This window comes from Arthrobacter sp. Sr24 (assembly GCF_054511175.1).
Window position 1 is genome coordinate 25822 of the sequence record NZ_JBTNDB010000002.1, and the last position, 15792, is coordinate 41613.

Annotated in this window: 9 protein-coding genes; 6 read left to right on the forward strand and 3 right to left on the reverse strand. The window is 61.1% G+C overall.

The annotated features are described in order from the left end of the window. Positions 1–17 precede the first annotated feature (17 nt). The 3 genes from ACX80D_RS02160 to ACX80D_RS02170 are packed head-to-tail and all read left to right on the forward strand — an operon-like array spanning position 18 to position 7461. Entirely contained in the window at positions 18–470 is a 453-nt protein-coding gene (locus ACX80D_RS02160) for an MGMT family protein (RefSeq protein WP_459320926.1), read from the forward strand. Then, positions 467–3970 (forward strand): ATP-dependent helicase, encoded by a 3504-nt coding sequence (locus ACX80D_RS02165; RefSeq protein WP_459320927.1) that lies wholly within the window; start codon positions 467–469, stop codon positions 3968–3970. Before ACX80D_RS02160 ends, ACX80D_RS02165 begins: the two co-directional genes overlap by 4 nt. Next, positions 3967–7461 (forward strand): ATP-dependent helicase, encoded by a 3495-nt coding sequence (locus ACX80D_RS02170; protein WP_459320928.1) that lies wholly within the window; start codon positions 3967–3969, stop codon positions 7459–7461. Before ACX80D_RS02165 ends, ACX80D_RS02170 begins: the two co-directional genes overlap by 4 nt. A 28-nt stretch (positions 7462–7489) precedes the next feature. Here the strand turns inward: ACX80D_RS02170 and ACX80D_RS02175 are convergent, their stop codons facing one another. Continuing rightward, positions 7490–8866 (reverse strand): macrolide 2'-phosphotransferase, encoded by a 1377-nt coding sequence (locus ACX80D_RS02175; protein ID WP_459320929.1) that lies wholly within the window; start codon positions 8864–8866, stop codon positions 7490–7492. Between the two features lie 175 nt (positions 8867–9041). Here ACX80D_RS02175 and nudC point away from each other — a divergent pair, with 175 nt between their 5' ends. Next, positions 9042–10028, forward strand: a complete 987-nt coding sequence (nudC, locus tag ACX80D_RS02180; RefSeq protein WP_459320930.1) for an NAD(+) diphosphatase — start codon at positions 9042–9044, stop codon at positions 10026–10028. Continuing rightward, positions 10025–12169 carry an ATP-dependent DNA helicase UvrD2 gene (locus ACX80D_RS02185; RefSeq protein ID WP_459320931.1) on the forward strand — a complete coding sequence of 715 codons (2145 nt, stop codon included), beginning with the start codon at positions 10025–10027 and terminating at the stop codon, positions 12167–12169. Before nudC ends, ACX80D_RS02185 begins: the two co-directional genes overlap by 4 nt. Here the strand turns inward: ACX80D_RS02185 and ACX80D_RS02190 are convergent. Next, positions 12133–13227, reverse strand: a complete 1095-nt coding sequence (locus ACX80D_RS02190) for a ThiF family adenylyltransferase (RefSeq protein WP_459320932.1) — start codon at positions 13225–13227, stop codon at positions 12133–12135. The genes ACX80D_RS02185 and ACX80D_RS02190 overlap by 37 nt on opposite strands. Positions 13228–13392: 165 nt before the next feature. Between ACX80D_RS02190 and ACX80D_RS02195 the strand changes: the two genes are divergently transcribed. Beyond that, positions 13393–14148 (forward strand): M48 metallopeptidase family protein, encoded by a 756-nt coding sequence (locus tag ACX80D_RS02195; protein WP_459320933.1) that lies wholly within the window; start codon positions 13393–13395, stop codon positions 14146–14148. Positions 14149–14274: 126 nt separating this feature from the next. On the opposite strand, the gene ACX80D_RS02200 is transcribed toward ACX80D_RS02195, so the two are convergent. Next, positions 14275–15759: a zinc-dependent metalloprotease gene (locus ACX80D_RS02200; RefSeq protein WP_459321134.1), complete on the reverse strand. Its 1485-nt coding sequence runs from the start codon at positions 15757–15759 to the stop codon at positions 14275–14277. Positions 15760–15792: the final 33 nt, after the last annotated feature.

A 15792-nucleotide genomic window follows, 5' to 3' on the forward strand; every position in this document is an offset into this window, starting at 1 on the left:
CAAACTACGCTGGAGACATGCGTGAGGAGTATGTTGAGGCAGTTCTGGCGGTGGCTGAGCTCATCCCAGAGTCCAAGGTTTTGTCGTACGGCGACATTGCTGCCCTGCTGGAAAGCGGTGGTCCGCGCCAAGTGGGTGCGGTGATGTCCGCCCAGGGCAGCGCTGTGGCGTGGTGGCGGGTGATCCGGGCCAGTGGGTCTGCTCCGCTGTGCCACGAGCGGACGGCGCTGGAGCACTATCGCCAAGAGTCGACGGCGTTGCGTGGCGACACCGCGGCGGCGGCCGTGCCGGGCAAGAACCCGCCGTGGCGCGTGGACATGGAAAGTGCTCGTTGGAACCCGCAAGAGTCGGAGTTTGAGCTCATCGACGCCATCGCTGCGGCCCTGCATTCCGCTGCTGGTATGGACTCCAGTTCCGCCGCGGAGACGAATGTCAGAATGTCAGAGCCTCGTGGTGAACTGGGCATATGAGCACGCAAGCAGAGCACGCCCAGCTGGCAGAGCAACAGCTGACTACTGACGCGCGGGATGATGGACCGGTATCCGCCCACCCGGCGCGGTCTACGCCAGTGAGCAAGAACTTCCAACCCCTGCCCCGGCTGGTTTTGGTGAAGCCTTCACAAAGCATCAAGACCGAGTTGCCGCTCAGTGCCGACCAACAAATTGTCGTTGATCTGGCGCCCGGCACCGGGCCCGTTCTGCTCTGGGGCGCCCCCGGCACCGGCAAGTCCACGGTGCTGATCGAGGCTGCAGTCAAAAGGATGGAGCACGACGGCGTTGATCCAGCGGGTGCCCTCCTGCTGGCCCCTTCCCGGTTAGCTGCCGCTAAACTTCGTGACGGTTTCAGTGCTCGGCTCACCAGAAGCATCAGTACTTCTCCAGCGCGTACGTGGTCCTCATATGCCTTTGATCTGCTGCGCCGGGCCACTGTGGCAGGCCGGATGCCACATCTGGACGGCCCGCCACGGCTCATGAGCGGTCCCGAGCAGGACTTGATCATCAAGGACTTGCTGGCCGGGCACAAGATGGGCTTGGGCACCGACCCGAACTGGCCCGACGAGCTCAAAGATGCCTTAGAAACGCGCGGCTTCCGGCAAGAACTCCGGCAACTCTTTGACCGCGTCATCGAATACGGTCTCCTACCCGAGGAACTGACACAGCTGGGCGTTGCCAACCGTCGCCCCGACTGGGTGGCCGCAGCCTCGCTGTACTCCGAATACCGGGATGTGGTGGATTGGGGCAAGTCAGGTTCCTTTGACCCGGCCGGTATCATCACAGCAGCCACCACGCTCTTGCAACTCGATGCGGAGTTCCTAGCCGCCGAGCGTAGCCGGTTGGAACTGATTGTGGTTGACGATATCCAGGAGGCCAATAGGAGCGTCCATGAACTCCTGCAGTTGGTGGGCCGGGGCAAGGACATTCTGGTGGCGGCCGCTCCGGACGTTGTGGTGCAGGGATTCCGTGGCGCCCGCCCGGACAAGGTGGCGACCTTGGCCCAATCGCTGGGCACCGAGGAAAAGCCCTTGCAACAATTTGTGCTGTCCACCTCGCACAGGATGAGTCCGGCTGTTGCGGGCGCGTGGTCAGGGGTTGCCGAAAGGATTTTCCAGATCCGCGGCGGGCAGAAAGCTCGCGAGCTTGCGTGGCCGGAACCGGTCAGCCAAGGTGGGCCGGAAGCAGCAGCCGGGAACTCGGCGTCGTACGTCAGGGCGCATGTGGTGGCTTCAGAAGTCCATGAATTACGGCTGGTGGCGGAGCGAATCCTGCACCTGCAACACATTGAAAAGCACAGCCTGGACCAGATCGCAGTGATCGTCCGGACGGGTTCTGCCCTGGCCGCACTGCAACGGTATCTGAGCGGGCTGGGCATCGCCGTGAAGGTGCCTGTGGCGGAGAACCCGGTCCGTGACGAGCCGGCGGTTCGCCCTCTATTGGAGGCTTTTGGGGTGGCGCTTAATCCGGGGAAGCTCGACGCCGAGGCGTCTGTGGCGCTGTTGACCTCCCGGTTGGGGCGGTCAACGGCGTTGCAATTGCGCCGTTTACGCCAAGCTCTGCGGCAACAGGAATTGCAATCTGGTGGTGGCCGGGCCAGCGACGAACTGCTGGTTGAGGCGTTGCTACACCCGGAAAAGTTGGCATCATTGGGATGGGAAGCGGCCAACGCCACCCGAATCGCTGCCATGGTGGCCGCCGGCATTGACGCCGTAGCCCAGCCCGGAGCTAACGCCGAAACTGTCCTCTGGGCGCTCTGGGAAGCCTGCGACAGCTCCGGAACGTGGGAAAGCCAAGCGTTGCGAGGCGGGCCCACTGGTATTCGTGCCGACAGGGACTTGGATGCGGTCATGGCGTTATTCCAGACAGCTGAACGTTACGTAGACCAGCTGCCCGGCTCGAGCCCGCAGCAGTTCCTGGATTATTTGCTGAGCCAGGAGCTGCCCATGGATACTTTGGCTGCACGCGCTCAGCGCACCGACGCGGTGGAGATCCTCACTCCGGCGAGTGCTGCCGGACGTCAATGGCAGGTGGTCATTGTCTCGGGCTTGCAGGAAGGTGTGTGGCCCAATACCCGGCTGCGTGGGGAGCTGTTGGGCAGTCAGCTATTGGTGGATGTGCTGGAGAATGGGGCCGAGATGGCCCGGCAGATTGAGCCCGCGGCACGCATTAGAGATATCCGTTACGACGAGTTGCGCAGTTTTTCCGCTGCCATTTCACGGGCTGGGCAAAAGCTGATCCTGACGGCCGCGGCCGGTCAAGATCTCCAGCCCTCACAATTCATTGACCTTGCCGCCCCGTACATTCCCGTCACTGATTCAGGGGGCGAATCGCAGTATCCTGTACGTCCAGTGGAACAGGTCCCACGGCCCATGACGTTGAGGTCGTTGGTCTCTGAATTGCGACAGGAATCGGAGATGTATGCCAATCCGGAGGCTGGGCGAATGCTGGCCGTGCTGGCTCACGAAAACATCCCTGGGGCTGATCCGCAGCAGTGGTGGGGTTTGTTGCCACTGAGCAGCGAGGCCCCCATTGTTCCTGCTGGCGAACCAGTCAACGTTTCCCCGTCCAAAGTGGAGGAGGTTCTCAAATCACCCCTGAACTGGTTTATCCGGGCTGCAGGTGGGGAAGCAACCACCGATTTCGCGCGGAGCTTGGGAACCCTCATTCACGCCATCGCCCAGGACATTCCGAACGGCGCAGGACATGAGTACCTGGCTGAACTGGACAAGCGCTGGCCCACCTTGGGCCTGCCCGATTCATGGGAAACCCAGGTGGACTACAAACGTGCCCAAGAGATGCTGGGGAAGTTGGCCCAGTACGTGGTGGAAGCCCGCCAACAAGGACGCACGCTGATTGGTGTGGAAGAGGACTTCAGCGTAGATATTGGTCAAATCCCTGGCACGGTTGCTGGTCCAGTGGGTGAGGAGCCAGCCGAAGAACCAGCCCCAGAACTAGAAGCCGTGGAACGAGAAGCCCCGGAACGAGAAACCCTACACGCGGATGCTTCGGAAATTCCTGCGGGGAGTCCGGGCCACGTGGTGCGGTTGCGTGGTCAGGTGGACAGGCTCGAAGCTGATTCCAACGGGAACCTGATGGTGGTTGATATCAAAACCGGCCGCGCCAAACCCACCAAGGATCAAGTTCTGGTCCATCCGCAGCTGGGTGCTTATCAAGTGGCAGTGACAGCGGGCGGCTTCGCCGAACTGGCCGAGGCCGCAGGGTTCTCCGGATCTAGCTCCGGGGGAGCGGCCCTGCTGCCGCTGGGTGATGGCACCAAGAGTGTCAAGACCCAGGATCAGCCAGCCATGGTTCCTGGCAGCGAGAATGATCCCACCGCCAAGGTGATGGAAGCTGCACTTCTGATGGCACAAGCAGTATTTCCCGCCCGCCACGGCACGGACTGGTCCGAACGTAACGGATGCCCTCTGCCTACTATTTGCCCGCTGTGCCCGGAAGGGAAACAAATCACCGAATGACACTTTCACAGCCCTTGAGCCCGTATGAATTGGCCGAATTGTTGGGGCAATTCCCGCCCACACCGGAGCAGGCCGCCATCATTTGCTCGCCTCTGGAACCGCTGCTCGTCATTGCCGGAGCCGGGTCAGGAAAGACCACCACCATGGCTGATCGCGTGGTGTGGTTAGTGGCCAACGGGCTGGTGCTGCCGGAAGAGATCCTCGGTGTCACCTTCACTCGCAAAGCCGCCGGTGAGTTGGCGTCCCGTATCCGCGGGCAGCTGGCCAAGTTGGGTACCTTGGCGGGCTCTGGTGAGGTGGACTTGGCGCCGGCCGCAGCAGCTAAGGATGCTTTGGAAGCCAAGGTTTCCACCTACCATTCCTACGCCAGCGGCATTGTCACCGACTACGGACTGCGCCTCGGGATCGAACGTGATGCCGTGGTTCTTGGCGCCGCGGAGGCATGGCAACTGGCCAGCGAGGTGGTGGAAGCCCACAACGGCGCTCATGAACACTTCACGGCTGCCAAATCGACGCTGATTCAGTCCGTCATGGATCTGGCGGGGGAATGTGCTGAGCACCTCCAAGAGCCCGAGCAAGTCCAGGAAACCATCGCGGCTTATCTGGAACGATTCGACGCCCTGCCCTACATCGCCGAGACCACCAAACCGCGCACCGCCCTGGTCAACAAACAGCTGGATGTTTTGCGGACCCGTGGTTCGGTGGTGGAGCTGGTCCAAAAATATGCCGAAGCCAAGCGGCGTCGTAACGTTTTGGACTACGGCGATTTAGTGGCGTTGGCGGCCAAGATCGCCCAAGAAGTCCCGCACGCCGGCGAGGTGGAGCGTCAGCGGTACAAAGTGGTGTTGCTGGATGAATTCCAAGACACCTCACACGCTCAGCTGCAGCTCTTCGCCGAGCTCTTCGGATCCGGGCACCCCGTGACGGCTGTGGGCGATCCCCACCAGTCCATCTATGGCTTCCGTGGGGCATCTGCCGGGCAGCTGTTCCGCTTTCCCGAAATTTTCCTCAAGTCCGACGGCGGGTACGCACCGACTGCCGAACTCACCATCGCGTGGCGAAACTCAGCCCATATTCTCGACACCGCCAATGTTATGTCTGCAGAACTTGCCCAAGCACAGACCCGCAAGGCCAACGCCAAACTGGGGGCTGGGCTAACTTCGGAAGAGCGGGATGCCGCCGGTCCCAGGGTAGTCGTGTCACCTTTGCGCGAGAAACCCAACGCACCCGACGGGGAAGTAGTACTGGCTCGCTATGAAAGCGAAATAGCTGAGGCAGAAGCCATCGCCGATGAAATCCTGGACCGGAAGGGGGATTTCACTCACCGCAGCGGGACCCAAGGTGCCATGACAGTGGCAGTGCTGTGCCGCCGTCGTGCGCAATTTGCTGGGTTACAGAGCGTCTTTGAAGCCCGTGGCATCCCTTACGAAACCGTGGGCCTGAGTGGGTTGTTGAGTACCCCGGAGATTGTAGATCTGGTGGCCACGTTGCGGGTAATAGCCGATCCCGGACGTTCGGATGCCTTGATGCGGCTGCTGACCGGTGCCCGTTGGCGCATTGGGCCCTTGGACCTCATGGCATTTTCTGACTGGGCACGGCACTTGGCTCGGCGCCGAAAGTGGGCTGCCGAAAACCGCGTGAACTTCAATGCCGCAGCTTTGCGCGGTGAGGTGGAACCAGATTCGCACCACGGCACCCAGAGCGCAGATAGTGGCGCGGAAGGGGGCGCTGAAGGTGCACCGGACGTTGTAGTGAGCGCAGACCTCGTGGACGCCTCATCGCTGATCGAAGCCCTGGATTATCTCAGTGCAGACTACTGGCCGGACTCAATACGCCCCTTGTCGGACACAGCGCGGGCCAGGATGTTGACGCTACGAGACGAGCTGCGCATGCTGCGCACTTTTGTCGCCGAGGATTTGAGTAACCTGCTCGGTGTGGTGGAGCGGACCATGCTGCTGGACATTGAGCTAGCGGCCAAGCCCGGCGCGAGCATTCATCATGCCCGTCGTAACCTTGATGCCTTTGCGGACGCAGCCACAACCTTTATGCAGGCGGCTCAAAGGGTAGACTTGGATGCCTTTCTTGGGTGGCTGGAAACAGCAGAATCTGAAGAAGGCGGGCTGGAAATGACGCCCCTTGAGAGCAACCCTGATGCTGTGGCACTGCTCACCGCGCATGCCTCCAAGGGTTTGGAATGGGATGTGGTGTTTGTTCCCGGCATGAATATGGGGGCGTTCCCGAGCACCCGGGCTGACCGTTGGAGCACGGGCGCAAAATCACTGCCTTGGCCATTGCGTGGCGACCGGGAGGACCTGCCTGAATGGGACCTCAACGTTCCGGATTTGAAAACGCTCATGGACAACGAGAAGCTGTTCGCTGCCGATGTCGGTTTGCATGGTGAGGAAGAGGAACGGCGGCTGGCGTATGTCGCTTTCACTCGAGCCCGTGATTTCCTCATGTGTTCTAGCACGGTGTGGGGGAGCGGGAAGAAACCGCTCCAACCATCGCCCTTCATTTCAGAGTTGCTGGTTCTGGCCGAAGGAGCCAAGCAAAGCGCCCGAATTTCGCTGTGGTCCCCTGATCCAGAGAAAGATGCCGAAAACCCCACCAGCGCAGGTTCTGAAAGTGCGCTGTGGCCTTACGACCCGCTCAACGGGCCTGAGATTCAAGGCCGTCCCGGAGCCGTGAAACGGGTGGGCCGGAGGGAGAACGTGGCGCGATCGGCTGCAGCCGTAGAGGCTGAACGGGAAGCAATTCGCGCCAGTGGACTCACGCCGGAGAAGCTTGCTGCACTTGTTGGTGGCAGTGAATTCTTGGCGAGTCACCCTCGGTGGGGGTTGGAGACCAGCGTGTTGTTGGCACAGGAAAACGTGGAATCGGACCAGCTCCGGGTGGAACTGCCACCGCATATTTCAGCTTCGCGGTTGGTAGCTCTGAGCGAAGATCCGGAAAAGGTCACCCGGGCCATGCGCCGGCCAGTTCCCACTAAACCTGGCATGGCAGCGCGCAAGGGAACGGCCTTCCACACGTGGATTGAGGATTTCTTCGGCACCACGGGGCAGCTGGACTTTGATGAAACTCCCGGAGCTGACTCCTATGTGGACGAAGCCTACGGGCTGAACGACATGCAAGAAACGTTCAAGAATTCTCAGTGGGCTACTCGGGTTCCCGCCGAATTGGAGGTGCCCATTGAAACCAGAGTGGCAGATGTGGTGGTTCGTGGGCGCATTGATGCGGTGTTCAGGGATGCCGACGGCGGTTGGGACTTGATCGACTGGAAGACCGGTAAGGTCCCCGGAAAGCAGCAGTTGGCGGTCCGTGGGGTGCAGCTGGCCGTATACCGGCTTGCTTGGTCGCGCCTCAAAGAGGTGCCACTAGATCAGGTGCGGGCAGCGTTTTACTACGTGGGCCAGGATAAGCTCATCCGTCCCGTGGACTTGGCTGGTCAGGAGGAACTGGAGGCCATCGTCACCAACGCCTATTCCGCCTGACATGTACCGGTGGCGACTACAGCTACCGCTACTTATCGAGAGGAATGACCTTCAGCGCGGTGGTGTCCACTTCTTCCCCAGAGGATGCTGCCGCCGGGGCAGCGTCCTTAATGTCTTTAGTGTCAGTGGTTGACTCATCAGCATCATCAGCGTCAGTGTTGGATGCGCCAGCGACCTTAGTCGCCTTGGCAGCCTCATCGTTCGGAGCTTCGAGATCGACGATTGGAACGCCGGCTGCTGCGGTTCCCGGCAGCACAGCGGCCTGTGGAGCGTTGGCTTGCGCTTGGGATTGGGCTTCAACGACCGAGATGGAAGCGGTCTCCGGAGCCGGCTCCTCGCTGGCCTTTACCTGCGGTGCCTTTACCTGCGGTGCCTTTACCTGCGGTGCCTTTGCCTGCGGTGCGCTGGCTTCGTTCGCCGCAACGACGGATGCAACGGGAGCAACGGATGCAACGGGAGCAGCCACAACAGTCGGTTCAACGCTGATGGGCTGGCCACCGTGCTCGGCAATATCGGCTTCGAGGGTGCGCAGCATGGATTCTGCGTCCTCCACCATGCGAGCGCTGTCGGCGGCATAGCCCTTGACGAGCCACTGCGCCAGCGCAAACTCGGCGCTGAGGGCGGCTCTGCGCAGCAGATGCGGATCCGGGGTTTCGTGGCGGGCGCCGGCGTAAGCCTGCAACACCGTGTCAACAAAGTCAGGATCATCAACGGCAACGAGCCACGCGAAATCATCAGCGGGATCGCCCACTCGCAGCTCGGTCCAGCCATTGACGGCGGTGACTTGGTCGCCGTCGAGCAATATATTGTCTTCGTGCAAATCTCCATGGACCACACAGGCGTTGAAGCGCCACAGGGCCACGTCTTCCATGGCGTGTTCCCATCGACGTAACAAGGCCGGCGGAATCTTGCCCGTGGTAGCCGACTGGTCAAGCTCGTTGAGCTTGCGCTGACGGAATTCATTGGCGGTGTAACTTGGCAGATCGTAATTGGTCACGAGCTCCTGGGGGAGATCATGAATTGCGGCGATAGCGGCACCAATCTCCATGGCCAAGGTGGCGCCTCCGGCAGAGAGCTGCTCTACCGTGTACGCCTTCCCCCGAATATGGGAATACACAAAAGTGATGAGTTCCCCCTGCCGCACAGTTCCTGCCACGGTAGGCAGCAAGAAGGGCAGCTCTGCTCGAATGGCAGGGGTGAAGGCGCGCAGTACCTGGCGTTCAGTTTCCAAGCGCGTACTGGCCTCGGCATGGCGCGGCGAACGTACCCTCCAGCGCCGATTTTCCGAATCCACGAGCAATGCGGAGCAAAAATCGGCTGCATGATCAGGTTCCGGGCCAAAAGCTGTGACGTTGAGTCCGGGCACGGCGGCGCTGGCAATAGCGGCCAGTTCAATTGCAGTCATTCTTCTCACCCCTCCACCGTAGATCGCGAAGGCGCCAAACCTCGCTTCCTAGAGGCGGCGAGTCGCAAGAAGTCGTACCCGCATCCTCCTGCACCGGCCACTGGACAGCGCCACGTTGTCCACAATCACGTGCTGCGGAATGTAAAAAAGGGCATTGGATGCGTACGGTAGAAACATGACCAAACCCAACCTTTCCCCCGACGCCGTGCTGGACCGAGAATGCGAACAGCGCGGTGAGGCCGGATTTTTGGAGGCCGTGGTGGAGACGGCAGCCCACAAGGTAGTGCTCTTCCACCGCGGCAGGGCACTGGTGACCGGCGCCAGCCTCAATTCGCTGGCATATCTTGATCCCTCACAACTGCCCCTGGAGCTCCCAGCCGGGACCCTCTCGGTGTACCTCGGCAAGGTCCTTGACGGCCACGGGCATACCCTGCCATCGGGCACGGAGCTGGTGCTTGTCGCTTTACCGGACGACGCCGGAGAGCCGGCTTGGGTGCCGGAGGGCAGCTCCTTCGCCGGTTACCGGGCAGCCGCCGGGCAGATGAGTAGCGCCGAGGCAGAGATTTTCATTCAGGCTCAGGCAGTTGCCAACTGGCATGCCACTCACGCCTTCTGCCCGCGGTGCGGCAATGCCACCGACATCCAGGCGGCAGGCTGGATGCGCCGGTGCAGCCATGACGGTTCCGAACACTTTCCTCGGACCGATCCTGCCGTGATCGTGGCCATTGTCGGAGCCCATGACAAGATCTTGCTGGCCAACAACTTCGCATGGGATGAAAACCGCTACTCCACCGTGGCCGGTTTCGTAGAGGCTGGAGAAAGCGCAGAAGCAGGCGCGGTGCGTGAAATTTTTGAAGAAGTGGGTGTCCGGTTACATTCTCTTCACTATCGTTCATCCCAAGCATGGCCGTTCCCCCGGTCCTTGATGTTGGGCTTCCTGGGCTACACGAATGACACAAATGCCACCCCCGACCTGACGGAAGTTCGGGCAGCCCGGTGGTTCGGCAGGGAAGAGTTGCAGGACGCGATCTTGGCCGGCGAAGCAGTAATCTCACCCCGGTTGTCCATTGCGCGCGAACTGATTGAGCACTGGTATGGCGGAAGAATTATCGATGCCGGTGAAGTCGATGCCGGTGAAGTCGACCCCGGTGCACAGGTATGAGTTTTGACCCCAGCCAGGTGGGTCTGCCCGTCATGGATGAACGCACTGCGGAGGAGAAGATTCTCTCCGGCCTGGATGAAGAACAACGCACAGTTGCCACCACACTGAACGGGCCTCTGTGCGTGCTGGCCGGCGCCGGCACCGGCAAGACGCGCGCCATCACGCACCGCATTGCCTATGGCGTGCACACCGGTGTCTACAATCCCAACCGCCTCCTAGCCGTAACCTTTACGGCCAGAGCTGCCGCTGAAATGCGTACCCGGTTACGCGATCTAGGCGTGGGCACTGTCCAGGCCCGCACCTTCCATGCCGCAGCGTTACGGCAGCTGCAGTATTTCTGGCCGCACGCCGTCGGCGGTCAATTGCCAGGCCTGCTAGAACACAAAGCACAGGTCATTGCCGAGGCCGCGCGTCGGCTCCGGCTTCCCACTGACAGGGCCGCCATCCGGGATTTGGCTGCCGAAATTGAGTGGGCCAAAGTGTCCATGATGACCCCGGAAACGTACCTCATCAAGGCCGAAGACCGCGGCGAGCCCGGTGGGTTGGACAAGGTCACGGTGGGCCGGCTCTTCCAAGGATACGAAGATGTGAAAGCGGATCGAAACCTCATTGACTTTGAGGATGTTCTGCTGATCACCGTGGGCATACTGCAGGAAGATCCGCGAGTAGCCGCCACAGTGCGGGACCAGTACCGGCATTTTGTGGTGGACGAGTACCAGGATGTTTCCCCACTCCAACAGCGCATGCTCGATCTGTGGCTGGGTGGTCGAGACGAGCTATGTGTGGTGGGAGATGCCAGCCAGACCATTTACTCCTTCACCGGCGCCACCCCACGCCACCTGCTGGAATTTCCACAGCGCTTCCCCGAAGCAAATGTGGTCAAGTTGGTCCGCGACTACCGTTCCACCCCGCAAGTGGTGGGCTTGGCCAACAATCTGCTGGCCAACAGGCGCAGCGGAGGCCTGACTGCAGACGCGCTCTGGTCCAAGCCGCTAGAACTCGTGGCCCAGCGCTCGGGCGGACCGGCACCTGAATTCATGGAGTGCAGCGATGACGAGGCCGAGGCAGCGGCCGTTGCGGCCAGAATCAAGGTGCTCGTTGAGCACGGAACACCCGCCAGCGAAATTGCTGTGCTGTTCAGGACTAACGGCCAATCCGAAGCTTATGAGCAGGCGTTGACCGCAGCCGGGCTGGGATACCAATTGCGCGGCGGCGAGCGGTTCTTCGCCCGCAAGGAAGTCCGCGATGCCATGCTGCAGCTCCGTGCGTCCTCGCGGGCTGCCGAAGATGAAGCTCTGGGTCAGCTGGTCCGCGATGTGTTGGGTAACCTCGGCTACCAATCAGAGGCCCCCAAAACAGGCGGCGCCGTGCGAGAACGGTGGGAATCGCTCAGTGCAATTGTTGCCCTGGCTGATGAGTTGTTCATCTCTCGCAGCACCACGGAGCATACCTTCTCGATCGTGGACTTTGTCGCCGAACTTCAGGAACGGGCCACAGCTCAGCACGCACCCACCGTCCAGGGCGTCACGCTGGCTTCCTTGCACTCGGCCAAGGGTCTGGAGTGGGACGCCGTTTTTTTGGTGGGTCTCAGCGAAGGCTTGATGCCCATTTCCTTTGCGGACACCCCAGAGACGGTAGATGAGGAGCGACGGCTTTTGTACGTGGGTATCACCCGTGCTCGGGAATACTTGAACTTCTCTTGGTCTACAGCACGTACACCAGGGGGCCGCGCAAATCGCAAGCCTTCACGGTTCTTGGACGGCTTGCGGCCCAATACAGTCGGCGGGGGTCCCGCCGGCCCGCGCATGGCCACGACCCGAAAATCGCGCAAGCTGGCAGGGCCATCGGTGTGCCGGGTATGCGGGAAGATCCTCAACACCGGGGCTGAACGCAAGGTGGGACGTTGTGCCGATTGCCCTCCCGGGTACGACGAAGCCGTGTTTGAGCAGTTGCGGGAATGGCGTTTGAAGGAATCAGTTTCCGCATCGGTACCAGCTTTTGTGGTGTTTACCGACGCCACACTCATGGCCATCGCCGAGGCAGCTCCTGCTAATTTGGATGAGCTGGCAGCACTGCCCGGAGTAGGGCCTTCCAAACTGGAACGTTATGGGGACGCAGTCTTGGAGATTGTGGCTGGCTGATTCTGCCATTGACAGCCGCAGTCAGGGTGGGGGCTGAAATCCTGCTCGGTCCAGCGTCCGCTCCCAGCATGGAAACTCATCACGGCGGACCAAGCGCTGGGCTGATTGACGCCGTCCAGAAATAGCAATGCCTGTGTGGCTGCGGTACCAGCCAACGCCAGCGAGGTAGCGCTCGCTTCTAAACGTCCCGCTGAATGCCCGCTGGCAGGCCCATTTGAAGGCTCGTTTGAAGGCTCGCCCCCGTCGTCCTGCAGCCACTGTGAATCAGGGCCGCTGCGCTGCCGCTCCACACAGTCTGCGCAGGCAGTCGCCCCGGGCACAACCAGCGGACCCACCGTGCCGTCCTGCTCGCGATGCAACACCAACAGATGGGGCCGTTCGGTTCCCAAGAAACGGGACGTCAGCTCAGCTGCCGCACTGTCGAAACCCACCAGAACGCCAAGATCAAGGCTCGCAAGGCTGGGTCCTCCGGCGCCGCCGTCGTGCACCATGTGAATGCGAGTGAGTGGATCTAACGCTGTGAGGTGACGCCGCAGAGCCAGGGAGCGCGGGATGCCAATATCGGCCTTGGAATAGGCGCTCGGGGACACGTCTGAGGCGGTGACGGGGGAGTCGTCCTCGAGCAGGAGCGTGCCCACTCCGGCGTTAGCCAACGCCCCGGTGAGGGTGGCTCCGGTGCGGCCCAACCCCACCACATGGACCACGTTCTGCTGGCGCTGAGCCAGACGTTTCCGCGCCGAATCTAAGTACAGGCCCAAGAGCGCTGTGCGGTCAGGACGCAGCCGTTCCTCGCGGTAACCCTGCGTGGACAGTTCGGCGTCGTGACACAAAACAGGGGCCAACATGGTACAAATTTCTTGGGCACGCGCGGCAGGGACACCAAGTTCGACGGCGGAGCTCATCACCGTGTCATCGGGGATACCGCGGCGCAGCGCCTTGACGAACGCCACGTCGGTGGACTGTAAGCCCTCCAAGATCAGACCGGCGGGTCCCAGCCCAATTTGTATGCTGTGCGCTCCTCGGCTGACCATGCGAAGCGCCGGATTGACAGCTGTCATGATGATCTCCCTGAGGATTTTGGCGACTAGATGCCGTAGTTAAAATCATTGCACTTGAGGTGTAGGTCTGCCGTGAGTTATCCACAGCCAAGAGTTCTCCACGAGTTGTCCCCGAACAGGGGCAGCGGCGTGCGCTGGGGGAGTCGGTGGCGGTACGGTCAATATATGGCACCAGTAACAGCACCGAGGACTCTCGCACCGGCAACCACGCCCGCACAGAAACCCGCACCCGCAGCATCTGGCCGTCGCAGCCCCATCGGAACAGGAACCAGGGGACCCTTAGGCGATTCCATCTCGCGCCACCTGCTCAGTTCAGGGGATCCGATCGTGGTCAGGCGGACCACACGGCGTAAAACAGGGCTTGCTGCATTTTGGGAAAATGGGCAGGCAGTCATCGCTGTGCCGGCGCGCCTCAGTCTTGAAGATGAGCAGTATTGGGTGCCGCACATGGCCGCCAAGCTGGAACAAAGCAAACAACGCGAAGCGGGTCTGGCTGGACGCAGGCGAGCCCCAGCCAGCGACGTTGCCCTGTTGCAGCGCAGCCACTCACTATCAGCTCAGTTCTTGGGTGCCCGGGCTGTGCCGGAATCAGTGCGCTGGGTCAACAACCAAAACGACCGCTGGGGATCGGCAACCCCAGCCCGGGGAACTATCCGCATTTCTCACCACGTGCAAGGTATGCCGGACTGGGTCTTGGACTATGTGTTGTTGCATGAACTGGCTCACTTGATCCATCCGAACCACAGCCCAGCATTTTGGGCGGAACTGGCCGGCTACCCGAAGCTGGAAGAGGCCAAAGCGTTCTTGCAGGGTGCCTCATTTGCTTCCGCCCGAAACATCGTGGGTATGGGCGAGGGCATGCAGGATGAAGGTGACCATGGAACTGATGCTGGCAGTGAAGGCTCGGTGTCATCCATCTAAGCAATTAAGCAACGACGGCGGCGGGAACCGCAGCTCCCTGCTGTAGCAGTGGAGCTGCGGTTCCCGCCGCCGTCGTATGGCTTAGGGAAGGTGGCTCAAACGGGAGTTGCTTGAACCGAGGACCTCTTAGCCCTTGTCCCCGGAGCCGGAGCCGGTCTCGGGGTCTGTTTCTGGGTCTGTTTCTGTTTCGGTTTCTGTTTCCGTGTCTGTGTCAGGCTCAGTCCCGGATACCTCGTCTGAGGCGTCTGAGGCGTCCGCGGAGTCTTCGGCCTGGAAGTCGTCAAAGCCGCCGTCCAGCAGCTTGGCCAATGCCGCATCAACGTCTGATTCAGAAGCATCCTCGGCGCTACGACGGGCACTAAAACCAGCAGCGTCATCCAAGTCAGCAGAGGTAGGCAGCAGATCTGGGTGGTCCCAAATAGCGTCACGGCCAGCAATGCCACGCTGGTCTTTCAAAGAAGCCCACAGGGCCGCAGCTTCGCGGAGCCTGCGCGGACGCAATTCCAACCCCACGAGGGACCCGAAGGCATGCTCGGCCGGACCACCGGTGGCACGGCGCCGACGGATAGTTTCACGGATGGCCGCAGCAGCAGGCAGATTGGCTGCTGCCTCAAAACTGAGCTCGTCTACCCAGCCTTCTACGAGGGCTAGGGCTGTTTCCAGCTTTGCCAATGCGGCGTCCTGCTCCGGTGTGCGGGCCGGCATGAAGACACCCTCGGACAGGGCCGCCTGCATGGCTTCGGGGTTGGACGGGTCTAGGTTCTGGGCGAGATCTTCAATACGAGACATGTCAATGTGGATGCCGCGTGCGTATGATTCGATGGCGCTCAGCAGATGACCGCGCAGCCACGGAACCTGTACGAAGAGTCTGGCGTGAGCAGCTTCCCGCAGGGCCAAGAACAGCAGAACTTCCTGTTCTGGAACTTCCAAACCTTCTCCGAAGGCCTTGACGTTGGCAGGCAGGAGGGCCATTTGCAGGTCGGCCAATGGGATACCAATATCGGTGGAGCCGACAACTTCCTTGGCCAGCGCGCCCACAGCGGCACCAAGCTGCATGCCGAACAGGGCGCCACCCATGTTCTGCATCATCGAGGCCGCACCGCCCATCATGGACTTCATCTCTTCGGGCAGCTGTTCGTTCATGGCTGTGGAAATGGCGAAAGCAATACTGTTTGCTACCGGCTCGGTCAGGCGCTTCCACGTCCCCAGAGTTTCCTCCACCCATTCCGCGCGAGACCAAGCACGGCCCACGATCGCGGTCGCGGCGAGGTCCGTGAACGGGTTTAGCCACATCTCCGCCAGACGCAGAGCATCATCAACTTCACGCTGCTGGGCTGGCGTCACTGACGGGTCATCCCCGGCGGCTGCTTTTCGAGCAGCGTCGTGGGCCAAGTCCCAATTGACGGGAGTGTCCGAGGACCCGCTCATCATGGCCTGTACCTGGGAGAACATTTGGGCGAGCGCATTCGGATCTGACGGCAAACCCGCAGCTTTAGCCAGTTCCGCTGGATCGAAACCCTCCATGCCAGCTCCGCCCATAAGGTTGGCGAGCATTTCCTGAAGCGGATCCTTCGGGGTTTCGTCGTCGTTGTTGGCTGGTGTGGAAGACATGATGGCCCGTTCGTTGGCGTGGACGCTGAATAT

Excerpts from the sequence above, each read along its gene's own strand:
- ACX80D_RS02200 (WP_459321134.1), bottom strand. The coding sequence starts at position 15,759 with ATGTCTTCCACACCAGCCAACAACGACGACGAAACCCCGAAGGATCCG.
- ACX80D_RS02190 (WP_459320932.1), bottom strand. The coding sequence starts at position 13,227 with ATGACAGCTGTCAATCCGGCGCTTCGCATGGTCAGCCGAGGAGCGCAC.
- nudC (WP_459320930.1), top strand. The coding sequence starts at position 9,042 with ATGACCAAACCCAACCTTTCCCCCGACGCCGTGCTGGACCGAGAATGC.
- ACX80D_RS02175 (WP_459320929.1), bottom strand. The coding sequence starts at position 8,866 with ATGACTGCAATTGAACTGGCCGCTATTGCCAGCGCCGCCGTGCCCGGA.
- ACX80D_RS02170 (WP_459320928.1), top strand. The coding sequence starts at position 3,967 with ATGACACTTTCACAGCCCTTGAGCCCGTATGAATTGGCCGAATTGTTG.
- ACX80D_RS02165 (WP_459320927.1), top strand. The coding sequence starts at position 467 with ATGAGCACGCAAGCAGAGCACGCCCAGCTGGCAGAGCAACAGCTGACT.
- ACX80D_RS02160 (WP_459320926.1), top strand. The coding sequence starts at position 18 with ATGCGTGAGGAGTATGTTGAGGCAGTTCTGGCGGTGGCTGAGCTCATC.
- ACX80D_RS02185 (WP_459320931.1), top strand. The coding sequence starts at position 10,025 with ATGAGTTTTGACCCCAGCCAGGTGGGTCTGCCCGTCATGGATGAACGC.
- ACX80D_RS02195 (WP_459320933.1), top strand. The coding sequence starts at position 13,393 with ATGGCACCAGTAACAGCACCGAGGACTCTCGCACCGGCAACCACGCCC.